This window comes from Colwellia sp. SU-HH01172 (assembly GCF_057553355.1).
Genome location: NZ_BAAJMB010000005.1, coordinates 235023 through 249359, shown reverse-complemented (window position 1 = coordinate 249359; position 14337 = coordinate 235023). Strand labels below are relative to the sequence as shown.

Below are 14337 nucleotides of genomic sequence, written 5' to 3'. Positions count from 1 at the left end.
GGCAGCTATTTCCTTGCTCTTTAATAAATTCCATTTTGTATAATTTCAATCCAACACAGTATTAATTATTAAACAACTTCATTCAAGAATTTGTTCAATAATCAATCTATAAATATAATGTTATTTCGAGTTAAAATAACTAATGGCACTGCTAATCCATGTTGTTCTATATGATTTTGCCAAAAAGTTGGATAAATCATTTTTCAATGAATTACCAATTTTTTTAACGCCAAAATTTATAAAGCCACTTACGACTAATTCTTACTCACCACTATGCCGTAGCCAGTTTTAACAATATCGCAAGCCGTTGTGCCGTCAAAGTAACTAATATTTGAAATTCTTATACTTTGGTTTTTAGCAAGTGCTGATGTCACTAAACCATAATAATACGGATATGATGGCTCTGATTCCAAAATATAAAGGTTAAATCCTTACCAGCCGGGCTTGCAGTATGTGTCGAACGCAGAACTTGTCATTTTAAGCTAGAGCTTGCCATCACTTTTTAGTTGTATCCGTTCTATAGTTGAAGATAAATCAACTCCCGCAAAACAAAAACTAGAAAAGAATAAACTAATAAAAAACATTCTAAATATCATTATCGATACCCTACGTCATTGTCATATTATTTTTTAACCGTTCCGATATAAAGAGGCGCGGGAGTAGAGTTATATGTTGGAAGTGTTGAGCACGCCCCTGTACTATCATAGTAAAAAATAGCTTTTACATCATTGTTCTGAGCATTTTGTAACATACTGGTCCACATTGCACAGGTGGTGATACTAACCCCTTGGCGTTCATCCTTCAGGTTACATATAACGGTATAATCCCCTCGCCCCGTATGTAAAATATTGACACTTCCACTGTTGTATATCAGCACTCTTGAAACGTCGACTTCACAGTGAAAAGCAGCAAAAGCTTGCAACGGTAAAATCAAAATAAGAAAAGTTATAAGTTTAGTTCTCATAGTCGTCCTTTATGAATAAATTATTGGAAACAAAACTTGCAAATATGCTGGCTCCTATATCAGTTTTTAACTTGCAGAAAGAACACATAATATGCGTACTAGAATATCTGAATAAGAAATTAATCACTTATTTTAGGCCCGAAATACCAACCTGTTAATAAGGTCCATGGTTTATGGCTATCGACCGAACAATCATTACCGTTATTAAACCAAAGGGTTATGGTTTTACCTGCCATTTGCGCAGTGAGTAGTGTTGAAAATATCGCCTTACAGGCTTCTGCAGAAACCCCGGAAGTTTCAGTGTTGACAGAGCAAAGTGCCGGCCATACCAGCGGCCCTATTCGCTCAGCTTGAACCCAGCCATTTTTGGGGTGAATTGCAACACCTTGAACTTTCCCTGAACAAGTATAATTTGCAAATGCACTTGGTGAAGCTAGCAACAATGCTAACAAAATATATTTATACATTATAAATCCTTTTATTTAATTACATTAAAATCGCGTTTTCACAGATTACATTGTGGTTACTGCTTTGACCACGACATAACCATTGGCATCAATTTCAGCTCTATCATAGTGAATAATCACTTGACTACCGGCATGCTTTGCCGCAAGTAGTATAGAAAGTAACTGTTGTTGTGAGGTATCAGACGAACGAATACCGAAATAATGAACACCTGCAGCAGTTGTATCTAACTGGAACAACATGCCATTTTTCCATGATGTCGACCAGTTGCCGCCATAAAAGTTAATCAACTTTACTTTACCCGTTAAACGCTCGGCGTGTGCACCGTAGCTTAAAAGCAAAAGGCTAAATATAAGTAATATAGTCCATTTAATTTTCATTTTTAAAATCCCTCTAGTTAAGTAGGCCTAATTTACCGCAACAGACATTGCCTCTATACGTAAAACCCAAATGGATAAGTGATCAAATATTGGGGGTGCCACACTAGAAAATAGCTTCTTTAGGTAAAACACGTACAGCTAGCAACAAGATTAGCCGCCAATGACAAAATAGCCGATAAGCCTTTTGTTGTGATCCCAGCCATTTACACAAGTCGTAATATCTTCTACTTGCCACCTAATGCTTACAGTTTCCTTTGATGCAAATGCCATTAACGCCATGCTTTCGTCAGACTTAGTGGGTAGACTGATATAATTACTCATACCACCACCGTCTAGGTTAAGACGAATAGAAATGGTTTCGAAATGATCCCACTTATAAATATTTCTAATGGTACCAGTACAATTAGCCACAGCATGTGCCATATTTGATAGCATTAATAAACTAATGACAATAAAGATCCGTTTCATTTTCTTCTCCTTACACCCTATGTTCTTTTTAAATTATTCTGCTAATAGACCGGTAGCGTAAGCTTTAGGTATGGTTTTTCCCCACGGTGATGAATCACAACTACGTAGCCAAAGCTGAATTTTATTACCTGTAGTTAAAGCAGTTAATACTGCGCTATACATGTGGTCAAAGCCAGCATCGGTAGGCACTAACTTAATTGGGCTTGCCAAGTCGCAGCCCAAAGGGTTATTAGGTGACGTCGTTAAATACAAATACACCATACCACTCTCAACCCTGACTTCTTTTAATGTCACTGCCCCTAAACCTGGGCCAGCGTTTGTATGTGCAGATACAAAAACGGCAATTAAAAATAAAGATATTCTTAACATTTGTACATCCTTGTTGGTTATAAATTAAAAAACATTCATTTCACGCTTAAAAAGCGTTAATTCTGTGCAACTTATGAGAAAGGTAGCCGCCAATATTATTTTCAACAGCGTGACAATGAACACTAACTTTCTTTTGTGCCATATATAGCGAAAGAATAAAGGAATACAACTCTTTTTCCTTAAGAGGTACATAGCAGCTAACATTGCTTTCTAGCTTTATAACTGCGTAACCACTACCGTCGTTTGCTTCCCATTGCACAAATTCTTTAATAGTTGTATTTGCTGATTGCACCCAGGTAGCCCAAGCAAACACACCGTTTGAAATAAGCAATAAGCAAATAAAAGGTAATAACTTTTTCATTTATCTTAATTTCCTATGTTTTATCTAACTTGCGTAGAATAATTTGCTATATCGACTTTGTACTTTATCTCACACAATCAATTAAAGGTTGTAACTGCAAAAGTAACAATCAAGTCATTTTTACCGATTAGTTGATAAGTGCACTTCTCTCACTACCTGCCCTGGTTGGCCAATATTGCAACCGTTTTCAGCGCCAGTTATTATATCAACCCTATGTTGCGAGGCTTTAGCGGCCATTAAAACGGCTAGCGCTTGCTTTTTTGCATCTTCATTCCAGCCAGTAAAAAACACCCAATATGAACCGCTACTATTGTCTGGATGAGCCATAAGCACTACCTTATCAAGCCCGTATTGGTAATGAACGCTAATGCGCCCTACATATACTCCCATGCAATTGTCATACGCTGCTTGCGCCTTATGACTTAGCAATAAGATCAACAATACTAAAATTAATTTCTTCATAATATTCTTTCCTTACTCTTACCCATTACTCAACTAATTTAGCTCAGCCCAACACGCGCTAAATTAGCTCAATTCGTCTCAACGTTTCGATATTAGGATATAAGCTGCAACTTGATGTTCCTTTTAAATGAATAGTTTTACCTGCAGCATAGCTAGTGAGCAAATTTGAATACAGTGTTTTACCAAGATCATCGCTAATATCTAACACGAACTGCCAGTTATTAGCGTGACAACTGATAGGCGTAGGATGCGTTTTATCCAGCTTAATAAACACTTTTTCGCCATGCGCTCTATCAACCATTAGTGTGTCAATTTTTGCCGATCGTATTTCGCCAGCAAATGCTTAAATAGTAAACAAACTCAAGAGAAAAATAGCATTAATAAACTTCATTGTTTTATCGTCCTTTTAATATATATTGGTAGGCAAGTTAACTGCTTTTGTTTTTTACGTAAAAGTAAATAGTCATTTCTTTACGAGGAAGTTAATTTACCATAAATACCTAATACATTTAGCAGCCATTTAAGGGGCAAATTTCTATCCACCTAACGTCTTCAGAGTTTCCCCATAAACTGCAAGTGCCTAACCCTCTATCATTTGCGAGCGTCTTTCCTGTGGCAAATGCTGTTAACACTATAGATGCATGTACGCTGTCTTTATGAACTGAAACGCGAAATAGTCGTCACCGAACTGGCTTCGGCGGCTTCAACAAGGTTTGCTGCAAACAGCAAAGCCACTAGTAAAATAATTCTTTTCATATTTATTGCAAAATATCCATATCAGTTTCATTCAAAAGAAGAGTCGTTTGTTTTTAAAACGACGCTCCTTTTATTTTTATAAGACCAATTTAGGGCTGTTTCTTTTTTATTTCTTACATGCGAATTTGCCACACTAATGGCCTATCACCGGTACAATGTAAAAATGTAAATGAAATGGCTTGGTCTGCCATTTTCGCAGCAAGCACCATGGCATAAATCGACTGACCTTTTTCTGTAGAGAGGTCAATGGTGGTATAAATTGAAGGGCAACTACTCGGTTTAAAGCCACTATCAATAGCACTCGCAAATACCACAATGGCACGCGGACTATCTTCTGCCCCTTCAATAAATAGGTTTTGAATTTTGCTTGCCGGTGTCCATTGCCCTGGTGCAGCTGCAAAGCATGAAAAGACAATAAAACTCAAGCACGCCAAAATAGTTTTTTTAACTAACATCATTTAAATTCCTTTTTTGTTATGTCCTAGATTTTCCGGTTGAAATTATTCTGGGTACTCGATTGCATATAACTTGCACCAAAAGTTACCGCTACCAGACCATTTTTGATCGGTAAGCCCATACACTTTCACTTTGGTTTTTGCGTGATACGCAGCAACAATAGCGCTTAAATTGGCATTAAAACCAGCGTCTTCTTTGGTTATCCAATAGCCATAACAACTGCTCGTTGGGTTAGCAACACGAAACACCACATCACCACCGCCGTATTGATTGTATGAAATGAAGCGAGAGATGGTGGTCACGGAACTGGCTTCAGCTGCTTCAGCAAGATTTGCTGCAAACAGCAAACCTATTAATAAAATAATTTTCTTCATATCTATTTCAAAATATCCATATCTATTTTCATTCAAAAAAGAGAATCGTTTAATTGTTTTTAAAACGACTCTCCTTTTATTTTTTATAAAACCAATTTAGGGGTGTCCCTTTTATTAACTAGGGTGTTCTTTTTATTTATTATTCTTTTTATTTTTTTTAGGCACATTTGTAAATGCAATCACTACACCTATCGAATCTATTAAATATATTTCTTTATGCTCAAAATACCTTTTCATCTCCCCTGTTTTAATCAAGTCTGACCAAGGTATAAATAACTTTCTCAACCAAAACCTCAATAATGTAGGCTGTATATAAATCCCCTTATCATCTGAATATATGTACATCCCATTGATATAATCCTTTTTTGATGGGAAGTCGATACTCCAAAAATAAAACAGTTGCCTATCTACTCGATCTGTAGCCAAAGTATCATTTGTTATATAACGCGAAAATAATTTGTTGAGTATAATATTACCTTTGTCTGCCCTATAATTATCTAACTTAAAAAGAATAACAATTACAACAAATAAGAAAAAAACTACCAAAACCTATCCTCCGATATTTTTGTACCAACTCCCTCAGTTAAACTACCACTTATAGATTTACCACTAGACCAACCAAATTCTACAATAGGATAAGTAACATGGTTCAGGTCATTTATAAACTGCCCATCTACAAAGGTTGCCGTTTGTGGAATAGTAACAGACCAGCTATTCTTTGCCCCAGACCCACTAATAGATAAAGCAGGCCCCTCTAGATCATCAACAGTATTATTCATTCCAATAACAAACCTAAAATACATCTCATCACCTTTGGTCGGCAATTGCGCTCCCGCTTCAACGTTCAAAGTTGTAGCTGTTCTTCCGTCAGTGCCAAGCACATGTGTCGCAGATCCAGTACCATTTACCCCATATTCGCCACCAGAATAGCCGTAAGAAACTCCAATAATTGCCCCTCGCCATTTAGAGTTAGCAATTTCAAATAATCTATCCCTTACAGTACCATCTAATGTTCTATTCCACATATAGCCCATGAAATTATCTTCATTAGCTTTAGGTATTTGAGGAAGACTAAACGATGCTTCACTCTCTCGATAAGAAGAAACACCACTAACCCCACTAGTAACACTTCCACCATCAACTCGTGCTTCAGCCTTAGCTTGCTCAACCCCTTTTGAGCCTTGTTCACCGAGCTCAAAACTGTCAAACATTTGCGATTCAATGGACTGCATTTGGCCCTCACCGACAGAAAAGCCACTAGCACTGCTATAGGTAAATTGTACGTCACCTGTTGCATAGCTGGCGGCGGCAATTTCTAGCGACTGCTCAACACTTGCGCCTGATAAATAGGCTAGCACACCGTTAACTATTGAATTCCAAAAATAACCGGTTGGATCGGTGGCATTTAATGGGTTATTGAGTACATAACTATAACGATTTAAGTTTTGTAAGTTTTCTACTTGTTGTACAACCGGGTCAGCATTTAAAAAGCGCGCAATACGTGGGTCATAAATACGGCCGTTCATATGGATTAAACCAGCTTCGTCCATATGCTCGTGACCCGTATACCCCTTATTATAGTAATTTAACGATAAGGCTACTGCATCAGTTATACCGAAGGTAGTGTTGTAGTTATCAACACTGCGGCGCTGCCCCCAAGGGTCAAAACTAAAGTGTTTAATACCAACACTTTCACCATTAGTGATTAACTCAGCAGAGCCTAAATGGTCAAAATGCAAGTACTCTATGCGAGTTTCATTGGTGGCGATAAAGCGCGTTTCAATAGCAATACCTTCAATGGTGCGTTGTATACGCGACAGTTTGCCTTTTTTACGCACAAACTCAACATTATCAAGATACAAAGTTGAAGTTTCATCTTTACTGTCAAAACGTTTAACACGGCTACCACCTATGCTATAAACAAACTCCGTGGTATGGCTGCCAGCTTTAATGTAAGTTGGTTTGTTATTAACATTGTAAGTAATTTGGCTTCTGCCACCACCGCTAGTCATATTGCCGTTAGCATCGTAAGCAAAACTACCGGCTAAATTTCCGTTAGAAATTCGGCTAACCGCATGCGGACGATAACTTGAATAATGATAAGTGCCAATACCCGTTTTACTGGTTACATTACCTAAATGGTCATAATTTATATCGATAGTACCACTGGCACCCGCGCCTGACTTGGTCCAGTCATCAAGTCTATTTAAACTATCGTAACTAAATTGTTCATCAAAATTATTAATGTGGTTTTTACGAAATGTTAAATTACCGATAACATCAAAGTTGTATTCACTATGCTGTATTGCACCGCCATAACGGTCGGTAGCTAAAATAGAGTCAAAGGTACCATCGTAAGCATCGTACGTATTGGTGGTGGTTACGCCATTACCATAGCGGTATTGTGTGGCGTTGCCCCAAGCATCGGTTTTTAGCAACTGCCAAATAGTGGCATTGGTAGCGATATCAGTTTTATGAGTTAAATAGTCATTGTCGTTGTAATGATATTCAATACCGCTATTGCCACGGCTAGCGTCATATGTCTTTTTGACACGGAATTCATTGTCATTATCGTAAATGGTGTCTTGATAATAAGCTTTATTGTCAATTGTTGTTTTTACACGATGAACAAGGGATAACTCGTTATAAGAATACTCTTTCATGATATTGTTTACGTGATCATGTGCATAGCTCAATAAGCCTGCACCATTAATATTTTGATCGTAAAAATACTCGGTATGCGTATCAACAGAACTGGTAACTGCACAACTTTGGGCCTTAACATGAATTTCTTGTGTCGTTCTAGCTAAGCCGTCGTAAGTATTACACTTGCGATAACCTTTGTTATCTTCTTGCCATAATAAATTACCTAAACCATCGTAACGATATTTTATGGTGCCAAAGTCAGGGTCTATTAAGCGCACTTTTCGGCCTAAGTGATCAAAGTTCACGACAGTGTCAATGTTACCGTAGTTTCCAGCTCGACGAACCAAGCGCATATTACCTAAAGCATCATAGGAATAATTAACCGTTTGGCTATTTGCGTCAGTTGTTGATACCGTTTCACCCAGTACGTTCTTAACTGTTGTTGTACTGTAGTTATTTGGATTGGTAATGGTGGAAGATAAACCATCGTAACTCGTTGTCCATAAACCTTGATCAGGCTTATATTGCGAAGTTACTCGGTGGTAGTCATCATAAATTGAATAGCTATACCCCAAAGATGGCATACCACTACCTGAATATACTGATAAATCACCTGAAAAATGCGGCACAGACTCAGCAATTAAACGATTAAGTTCGTCGTAATAATAACGTTTATCAACCCACTTTACTTGGTTACTTTCTGCATTGGCTAAGGTTTGAGTTTGCGCTAATAGTTTTAAGCCTTTATTGTCGAAATAAACTTTAGTATTTGGGCCATTAGACACTTCTGTTGTTTCAACATAATACGCGCCAGTTGGGCATCCACTAGCGTTGCTACACTGTGCTTGCTGCACCGTAATATAGCTACCATCCGGATTAAAGGTGTAATTTAAGCGACCTAACGAATTGTAACCATTAGTGGTAACTTGCCCATTTGCTGAGGTAATTGTTATTGGTAAACCTAAAACATCATCGTAATCTGTATACGTAGTAAGGCTAAATAAATCAGCTGTTTGGCTACTATCGGAACCTGCTTGATAATCTAGATATTGATGTTCTTCTTCAACAAAACGACCATAATCATCATAAACAAAGCCCGTTGCCTGTGTTGGTGCTCCAGCCGCCGCTTTAACGAGTAAGGTAATATTACCAAAGTCATCTCGCTTATATGTTTCTGAAGCAAAAAAGTTTGCAGATAAAGAATCAAATGATGCATTACCGGTATCACCTGATTTATCAACCGTTTTACTTTCGGTTAAATAGTTTTGATTGGCATCATGGGTATAATTAATAATTTGAGAGATATCTGACTCATTTGGTCGAGAATAAGTAACTTGCTCTCGCTCTAATCGGCCACCGTATGCATTACCGCTATAGTCATTAAAACGTTTATTGCTGGTTATAGTAGAAACAACGTCTGAAGCGTTGCTTGTTTCAGTAACCGTAGTGCCAATATTACCGTAGCTGTCAGCATCACTATTGGTGGTAACTTTAGTACTTAATACCCCACTTGCATCAACATTATAATTGGTTTCAGTGATGACTTTAGGATAAACATAACCCGCAGCTGGCGCAAAGCAATATTGCTGACCATCAGTTGAACAGATTGAATCTCTACTATATTGGGCATAGTTAATTTCGGTTGCATTTAACAGCTGTTCAGTCGGCGTAACTATAGTATTACAAATAAATTCTTCACCATTTGGTAAGAGGCGACAATCTTCCTCTTCAATAGTGCTAAGGTATTTAGTTGAAGTTTTATATAACTTCCCTGTGAATGGGAATAATTGATGATAGTTTGAGGTTACTTTTATTTTAGTTTTAGTTTCTATTGCTTTAACTTCATTAAAACCTAATAACCCGACACCAAACTGTGCTTTTAAGCCTTTATATTGGTAATTGGTATTTGACTTGTTCGCCACGATAACATTTTGAACTACGTTAATCGGTTGCTGAAAATCAATAATTGACGCGCAATAATCACCGTTTGCTAAACAACGACTATCGGTTAAATCTTGAGCGTCAGCTTCTCGAGTATAAAAGCCATAGTTATTTACGTCAGATAAGCTTTTATAGCTTATGGTAGTATTTTGGCCAACACCATTGGTAATGCCTGTGAGCAAATCTCTTTTCTTACTTTCCGATAATTGATAATTAATTCGCCCCTTAAAACTAATAAAATCAGCAACACCATTACCGTCTACTTCTCCAAAAACAGTGGTATCACCGCTATTGACTGTATATTTGATATTGGTTAAATCATCATCATATTTATTGCCGTATAAAGAGTGAATAGACCACACATCACGAGTATTAGATGACTCATCATAATAGAGTAACTCTACATCACCATCTCCATCATAGTCAGTGAATAGGTAGTTGATATCGTCATTATAATTGTCTTTATTGCCATAATAAAGACCAATAATGCGATCTCCTAACCCGTCATTAAAGCCGTCCTTTATATTTATATCAATAGAAAATTTCTCTGGTGAACGTGTTCCATTACTGTTTGTAATGTTTAAATAGGCAACTTCACTAAGACCATCAAAATTAGTATCAATAGGGAATAGACTAATCAATACTTTGTTACTACTTCTATAGTAGGTATCAGCTCTATCTTTACTTTTTACAAAGTTTATAGACTCCCACTTGCCAAGCGAAGAACCGTATTTACTATTTAAACCATTTTCCGTAATTTCAAACCGTATCCAACGCCCCTTATACTGGTCATAATTTTCATGTAATGAAAAAGATAACGTTTCTTTTTGTTCAGGTACTACGAACACCACTTCGCTAATACCATCACCATCAAAGTCAGCAACACGCATTGTGTCATCTATAATGTCTTTATCCTTGATATACTCAAGACGTTCTTCAATGGTAAGGTCGCCACTATAATGACTATAATCACTTATTTCAGTTAGCTCATCCGGTGTAACATCTGTCGCTATAGAGAATGGAGCCTCATTATCTCGTTGGTTAAAGTTAATATAAATTTTATCATTAAAATAGTAGATGATATCTGGATAACCATCACCATTAAAGTCGGCTATTTTTATGTCTTGCACTTTGCCATCAATATTGACGGGAATCGTATTACTAAAATCATAATTAATGGATGAGGCGTTATCATTAATCACTGTAGAACGAATAATCTTCCAGCTATCACCACTTTCATGAATAATGTCGTCTCGGCCATCGTTGTCAAAATCAATGACTTCCCACGATGCTCTAAAACCTTTACCTGCAAGATTATCTCTTGTTTGCACTACCTTAGGAGTGATCCCACCTTGAACAACACGAATATGATCTGAATGACCACTATCATCTCGAACAAGCCAAAAATCAGTAATACCATCACCATTAGCGTCTAATGCTTTATTGCCGCCTTTGTTGTCGCCATTATCATGCATTTTGGTATGCACGTTATCGGCAAAGTTTAAACTTCCTTCCTGCCATTCAAACTCTGTTGCTTTTAAACAGGTATTGCCATTACATGAGCTAATACTTTCAATTAGGCTTCGTTCTGAAATATCCGCTTTTTTATAGGTAATATCATATGTACGTAGTTCGTCACCGTTACTTTCTGAAGTTGAATTTACTTTTGAAACGATAGACTCTAACCTTTGTGTAATATAAGTAAACCGTGTTCTTACCGAGTCAGAACGAGATTCGTAGTTAAAATAAATAGCATTGTAGGGCTCTACGCCAGAGTTTTTATTACCCGTGTAACGAACCTCTGTTAGACGATTACTTGAATATTTAAACAAAATGTAATTACTAGCTGCATCTTGCTGCTCTATCAATGGCCAACTGATTTTTCCATTTCTATGGTATATATCACCACCACCATAAATATAAGAGGTGCCATCAGTCTTAATTACTGTATAGGTATCAACTCTGTCTATATCTTCGATAGTTGTAGATGAGCTACCTGCAACAATTTTTATTGGTGACTTATCAGCCAATTGATACTCGGTACCTGCTCCCCAGTAATCGCCACTTATTGCGAATAAGCGTTTGCCGTCTAGGCACAAGCGTGATTCTTCAATATCTGCTTCATTATCATGAACAATGGTTTTTGAACACGTTTGCAGCATAGAAATGCCGTTTATAGACCAACCTACGCCCAGCGCCCCGTTGTTTGAGCCACTGTCATAACTTAAGGAAATGTCAGGTACTAAACCAGCTGAACCAGGTGCAGTAGCTATTGGCATAATGTACTGTGCATTCCCCATAGCACCAACCGAAAAGTTAGCGGGTATTGCTCCAACTACAGTAGCGGGCTCATTTACTGGGTTCGAGATTGCGGTAGGTAAAGTAAGTGTTGGTTGATCGAGTAGGATTAGTTCATCTGAATATGTTTTACCATTACAAATAATCGATTTTTTTAAATTACTAGATGGACTAATAGCAATACTGCCATGCGCTTGCACGACATTCCCTTGTTCATTTTTACAAGATGAACCACCAGAAATACTCCAAGAAAATATTGCTTCGTTTCCTCCGATAACTCGGTTAGGGCTCCATTCTGCTCCTTCAACATTACCAGAAGGTTTAATAAAGTAGCCATTAACACTACCTGCTCGTTCAACCAGGTAAGTTAAAGTCCCTGTAGAGTTTAACAACTTAAAATCTTCATATGAGTCGCCAGTAAACTCTCCGTAATTAATTGAAAAATCGCTAATTGTTAACGAAATATTACGCCATTCTTCTGGCGTTAATTCTGTAATAATGCCTCCACCATTGCTAGCTGGAGTGAATTTCAGGTATTTACTACCGTGTGCAGAGTTTACTTTGACATACAAATTGCCTGACTCATCCTCATAAACAATCGACTCTGGGGTATGAGGCACCATAATAGTGATATCAGAGACACTAATTGGTATCCAAGTAAAGCTAGGTATATTACTCTTGGGCCATGATACCAAGACTTCGGTCGATGTATTCCAACTGTCACCACACGCTAAGTTGGTACACGTTTTAATACGATACTGATAACGACCATTATGAGGAATAGCTCGGGTGTAACTAGTATTCGTAACATGTGAGCCTCCGTTAAGAGTTAAAGCCGTCCAGGTGCCATCATTTATTCGTTCTTCTAATGCATAGTAAGTTGCTTTCTCGTGAGCTGCCCAGCTAATAGTAATAGTTTTAGATGTAACGGTTGCTGTTGGCACACTAATAGTTGCAGGGGCCGAGTACTTTCTGATTACATTTATATAATGTAAATTTGTATAATTACTGTAAAAATATTTTCCACTTTGTAATTCAGCAGCTTTCAATCGATAGGCATAAATATTAGATTCTTTATTTCTTACATAATGTGACTTATTGCTTCCTGAATATACAACGCTGAAATCAACACCATTTTCGGACTCTTCTAAAGTATACTGATACTCTCGAACACATCCACCAGCACATATTGGTGGCTCGATAGCAAGACTAGTCGCAACATCATCATTGCTAACACTGCTTGCCGCCATTACAGAATTATCATCGCCACCACTCCACTGGATAAAATAGTTACCCGACGAGTTACTTGTAGGTACGATGAAATTTGTCGGCACGGGGACTGGAAATAAGCTACCGCCAATAATCACGGGGTCAACAGGTTCGGGGGTTAACGTTTCAACAAATGCTATTGCGTTAAAACTAAATACTGAAAAGCACGACAATAATGCGCCCCAGAGCAGTGAATAAATTCTTTTAGACATAACCCTACCTGATGATAGTTAAATTGAGAGTAAATATAAGAATAAAATTGAGGATATAACGACGTTCAAACTAGCTTTAGTAATTAACTTTACTAAAGAACGGTGTTGGACTTCCATATCTTAAAGATTTCCATATACTTTTTAAGCGGAGAAATGTAGCACAAAATTAAGCCTATATCAGCAATTTTGTAACAAGAAATTAATTTTATTTATCATTGAAAATTTATCGTTATTTTAAAACTCTTCAGCATCATTCACATCTTTATCCATTGCGTTAATAATGCCTTTTATACCAAGAAAAGCATGATTAAAAAGCCCATTAATAATCTCGCTATCAACCTTTACGTTTTCTAAGGTATCGGTTTTGATTTCTTTTCGCTGCAATTCGATAGGTTGTTCGGGGTACTTTATGGTTAACCAATGTTGATCATTCAAATTAATGTTCATATGCAGTTGTGGGGTAACAAGGTCATCTCCGCCCGGTTGAATGACAAAACCATAACGCAAGATATTGATTGTAATTACATTAGCTAACTTTTCTTCATTTATTCCTGCTTGTGCCTTAGCTTTTAGTGTAGAAGATAGTTTCTGTAAAATTAACGTTTCGATATTAAACCCTGACGCTTTCGCAGTTTTATCAATATCATTTGCGATGCCTTCGTCAATAGCCACTCCTATCGCAACTCCCATAGGTCCCATTGATGACATTAACATCATGCCCGCGCCGGCCCCTTTTCCCGAAAAACGCATTTTATTGGGTTCAGTTACATAAGTTTTTACATCAAAACTATCTTTATTAATCTTATTTGAACTACAGCTTGTTAAACTGACAATAACTAACATAAAGATAGATAATAATTTAATAGGCATTTTCATTTCTTTTTTTAAGTTTAAGTTGAGGATGAGCCATATCAAA

The 14337-nt window shown here is 37.2% G+C and carries 14 protein-coding genes; all 14 read right to left on the bottom strand.

Going from position 1 to position 14337, the window contains the following annotated elements:
* Positions 1-254: 254 nt before the first annotated feature.
* The 14 genes from AC27JP_RS14695 to AC27JP_RS14630 all read right to left on the bottom strand — a co-directional run bounded on the left by AC27JP_RS14695 (position 255) and on the right by AC27JP_RS14630 (position 14291).
* The gene (locus tag AC27JP_RS14695; RefSeq protein WP_487116374.1) at positions 255-413 is read right to left on the bottom strand and encodes a hypothetical protein; all 159 of its coding nucleotides are present in this window, start codon (positions 411-413) and stop codon (positions 255-257) included.
* 209 nt (positions 414-622) lie between these two features.
* Complete coding sequence (locus AC27JP_RS14690) at positions 623-964, bottom strand: hypothetical protein (RefSeq protein ID WP_487116372.1); 342 nt, start codon at positions 962-964, stop codon at positions 623-625.
* 119 nt (positions 965-1083) lie between these two features.
* Positions 1084-1431 carry a hypothetical protein gene (locus tag AC27JP_RS14685; protein ID WP_487116370.1) on the bottom strand — a complete coding sequence of 116 codons (348 nt, stop codon included), beginning with the start codon at positions 1429-1431 and terminating at the stop codon, positions 1084-1086.
* A gap of 45 nt (positions 1432-1476) precedes the next feature.
* On the bottom strand, positions 1477-1809 hold the full coding sequence (locus tag AC27JP_RS14680; RefSeq protein WP_487116368.1) for a hypothetical protein: 333 nt from the start codon (positions 1807-1809) through the stop codon (positions 1477-1479).
* A gap of 150 nt (positions 1810-1959) precedes the next feature.
* Positions 1960-2277, bottom strand: coding sequence for a hypothetical protein (locus tag AC27JP_RS14675; RefSeq protein WP_487116366.1), 318 nt, complete (start codon positions 2275-2277; stop codon positions 1960-1962).
* Positions 2278-2310: 33 nt separating this feature from the next.
* Positions 2311-2646 carry a hypothetical protein gene (locus tag AC27JP_RS14670; protein WP_487116364.1) on the bottom strand — a complete coding sequence of 112 codons (336 nt, stop codon included), beginning with the start codon at positions 2644-2646 and terminating at the stop codon, positions 2311-2313.
* A 46-nt stretch (positions 2647-2692) separates the two neighbouring features.
* Positions 2693-3007 carry a hypothetical protein gene (locus tag AC27JP_RS14665; RefSeq protein ID WP_487116362.1) on the bottom strand — a complete coding sequence of 105 codons (315 nt, stop codon included), beginning with the start codon at positions 3005-3007 and terminating at the stop codon, positions 2693-2695.
* Positions 3008-3127: 120 nt separating this feature from the next.
* A complete protein-coding gene (locus AC27JP_RS14660) occupies positions 3128-3469 on the bottom strand; it encodes a hypothetical protein (protein WP_487116360.1) in 342 nt (113 codons plus the stop codon).
* A gap of 58 nt (positions 3470-3527) precedes the next feature.
* Entirely contained in the window at positions 3528-3743 is a 216-nt protein-coding gene (locus AC27JP_RS14655) for a hypothetical protein (protein ID WP_487116358.1), read from the bottom strand.
* Positions 3744-4338: 595 nt separating this feature from the next.
* Positions 4339-4683 carry a hypothetical protein gene (locus AC27JP_RS14650; RefSeq protein WP_487116356.1) on the bottom strand — a complete coding sequence of 115 codons (345 nt, stop codon included), beginning with the start codon at positions 4681-4683 and terminating at the stop codon, positions 4339-4341.
* A 42-nt stretch (positions 4684-4725) separates the two neighbouring features.
* A complete protein-coding gene (locus AC27JP_RS14645; protein ID WP_487116354.1) occupies positions 4726-5055 on the bottom strand; it encodes a hypothetical protein in 330 nt (109 codons plus the stop codon).
* A gap of 132 nt (positions 5056-5187) precedes the next feature.
* Positions 5188-5601, bottom strand: coding sequence for a hypothetical protein (locus AC27JP_RS14640; RefSeq protein ID WP_487116352.1), 414 nt, complete (start codon positions 5599-5601; stop codon positions 5188-5190).
* A complete protein-coding gene (locus AC27JP_RS14635) occupies positions 5595-13421 on the bottom strand; it encodes an RHS repeat-associated core domain-containing protein (RefSeq protein WP_487116350.1) in 7827 nt (2608 codons plus the stop codon). The genes AC27JP_RS14640 and AC27JP_RS14635 overlap by 7 nt, the downstream gene beginning before the upstream one ends.
* A gap of 234 nt (positions 13422-13655) precedes the next feature.
* Complete coding sequence (locus AC27JP_RS14630) at positions 13656-14291, bottom strand: hypothetical protein (protein WP_487116348.1); 636 nt, start codon at positions 14289-14291, stop codon at positions 13656-13658.
* Positions 14292-14337: the final 46 nt, after the last annotated feature.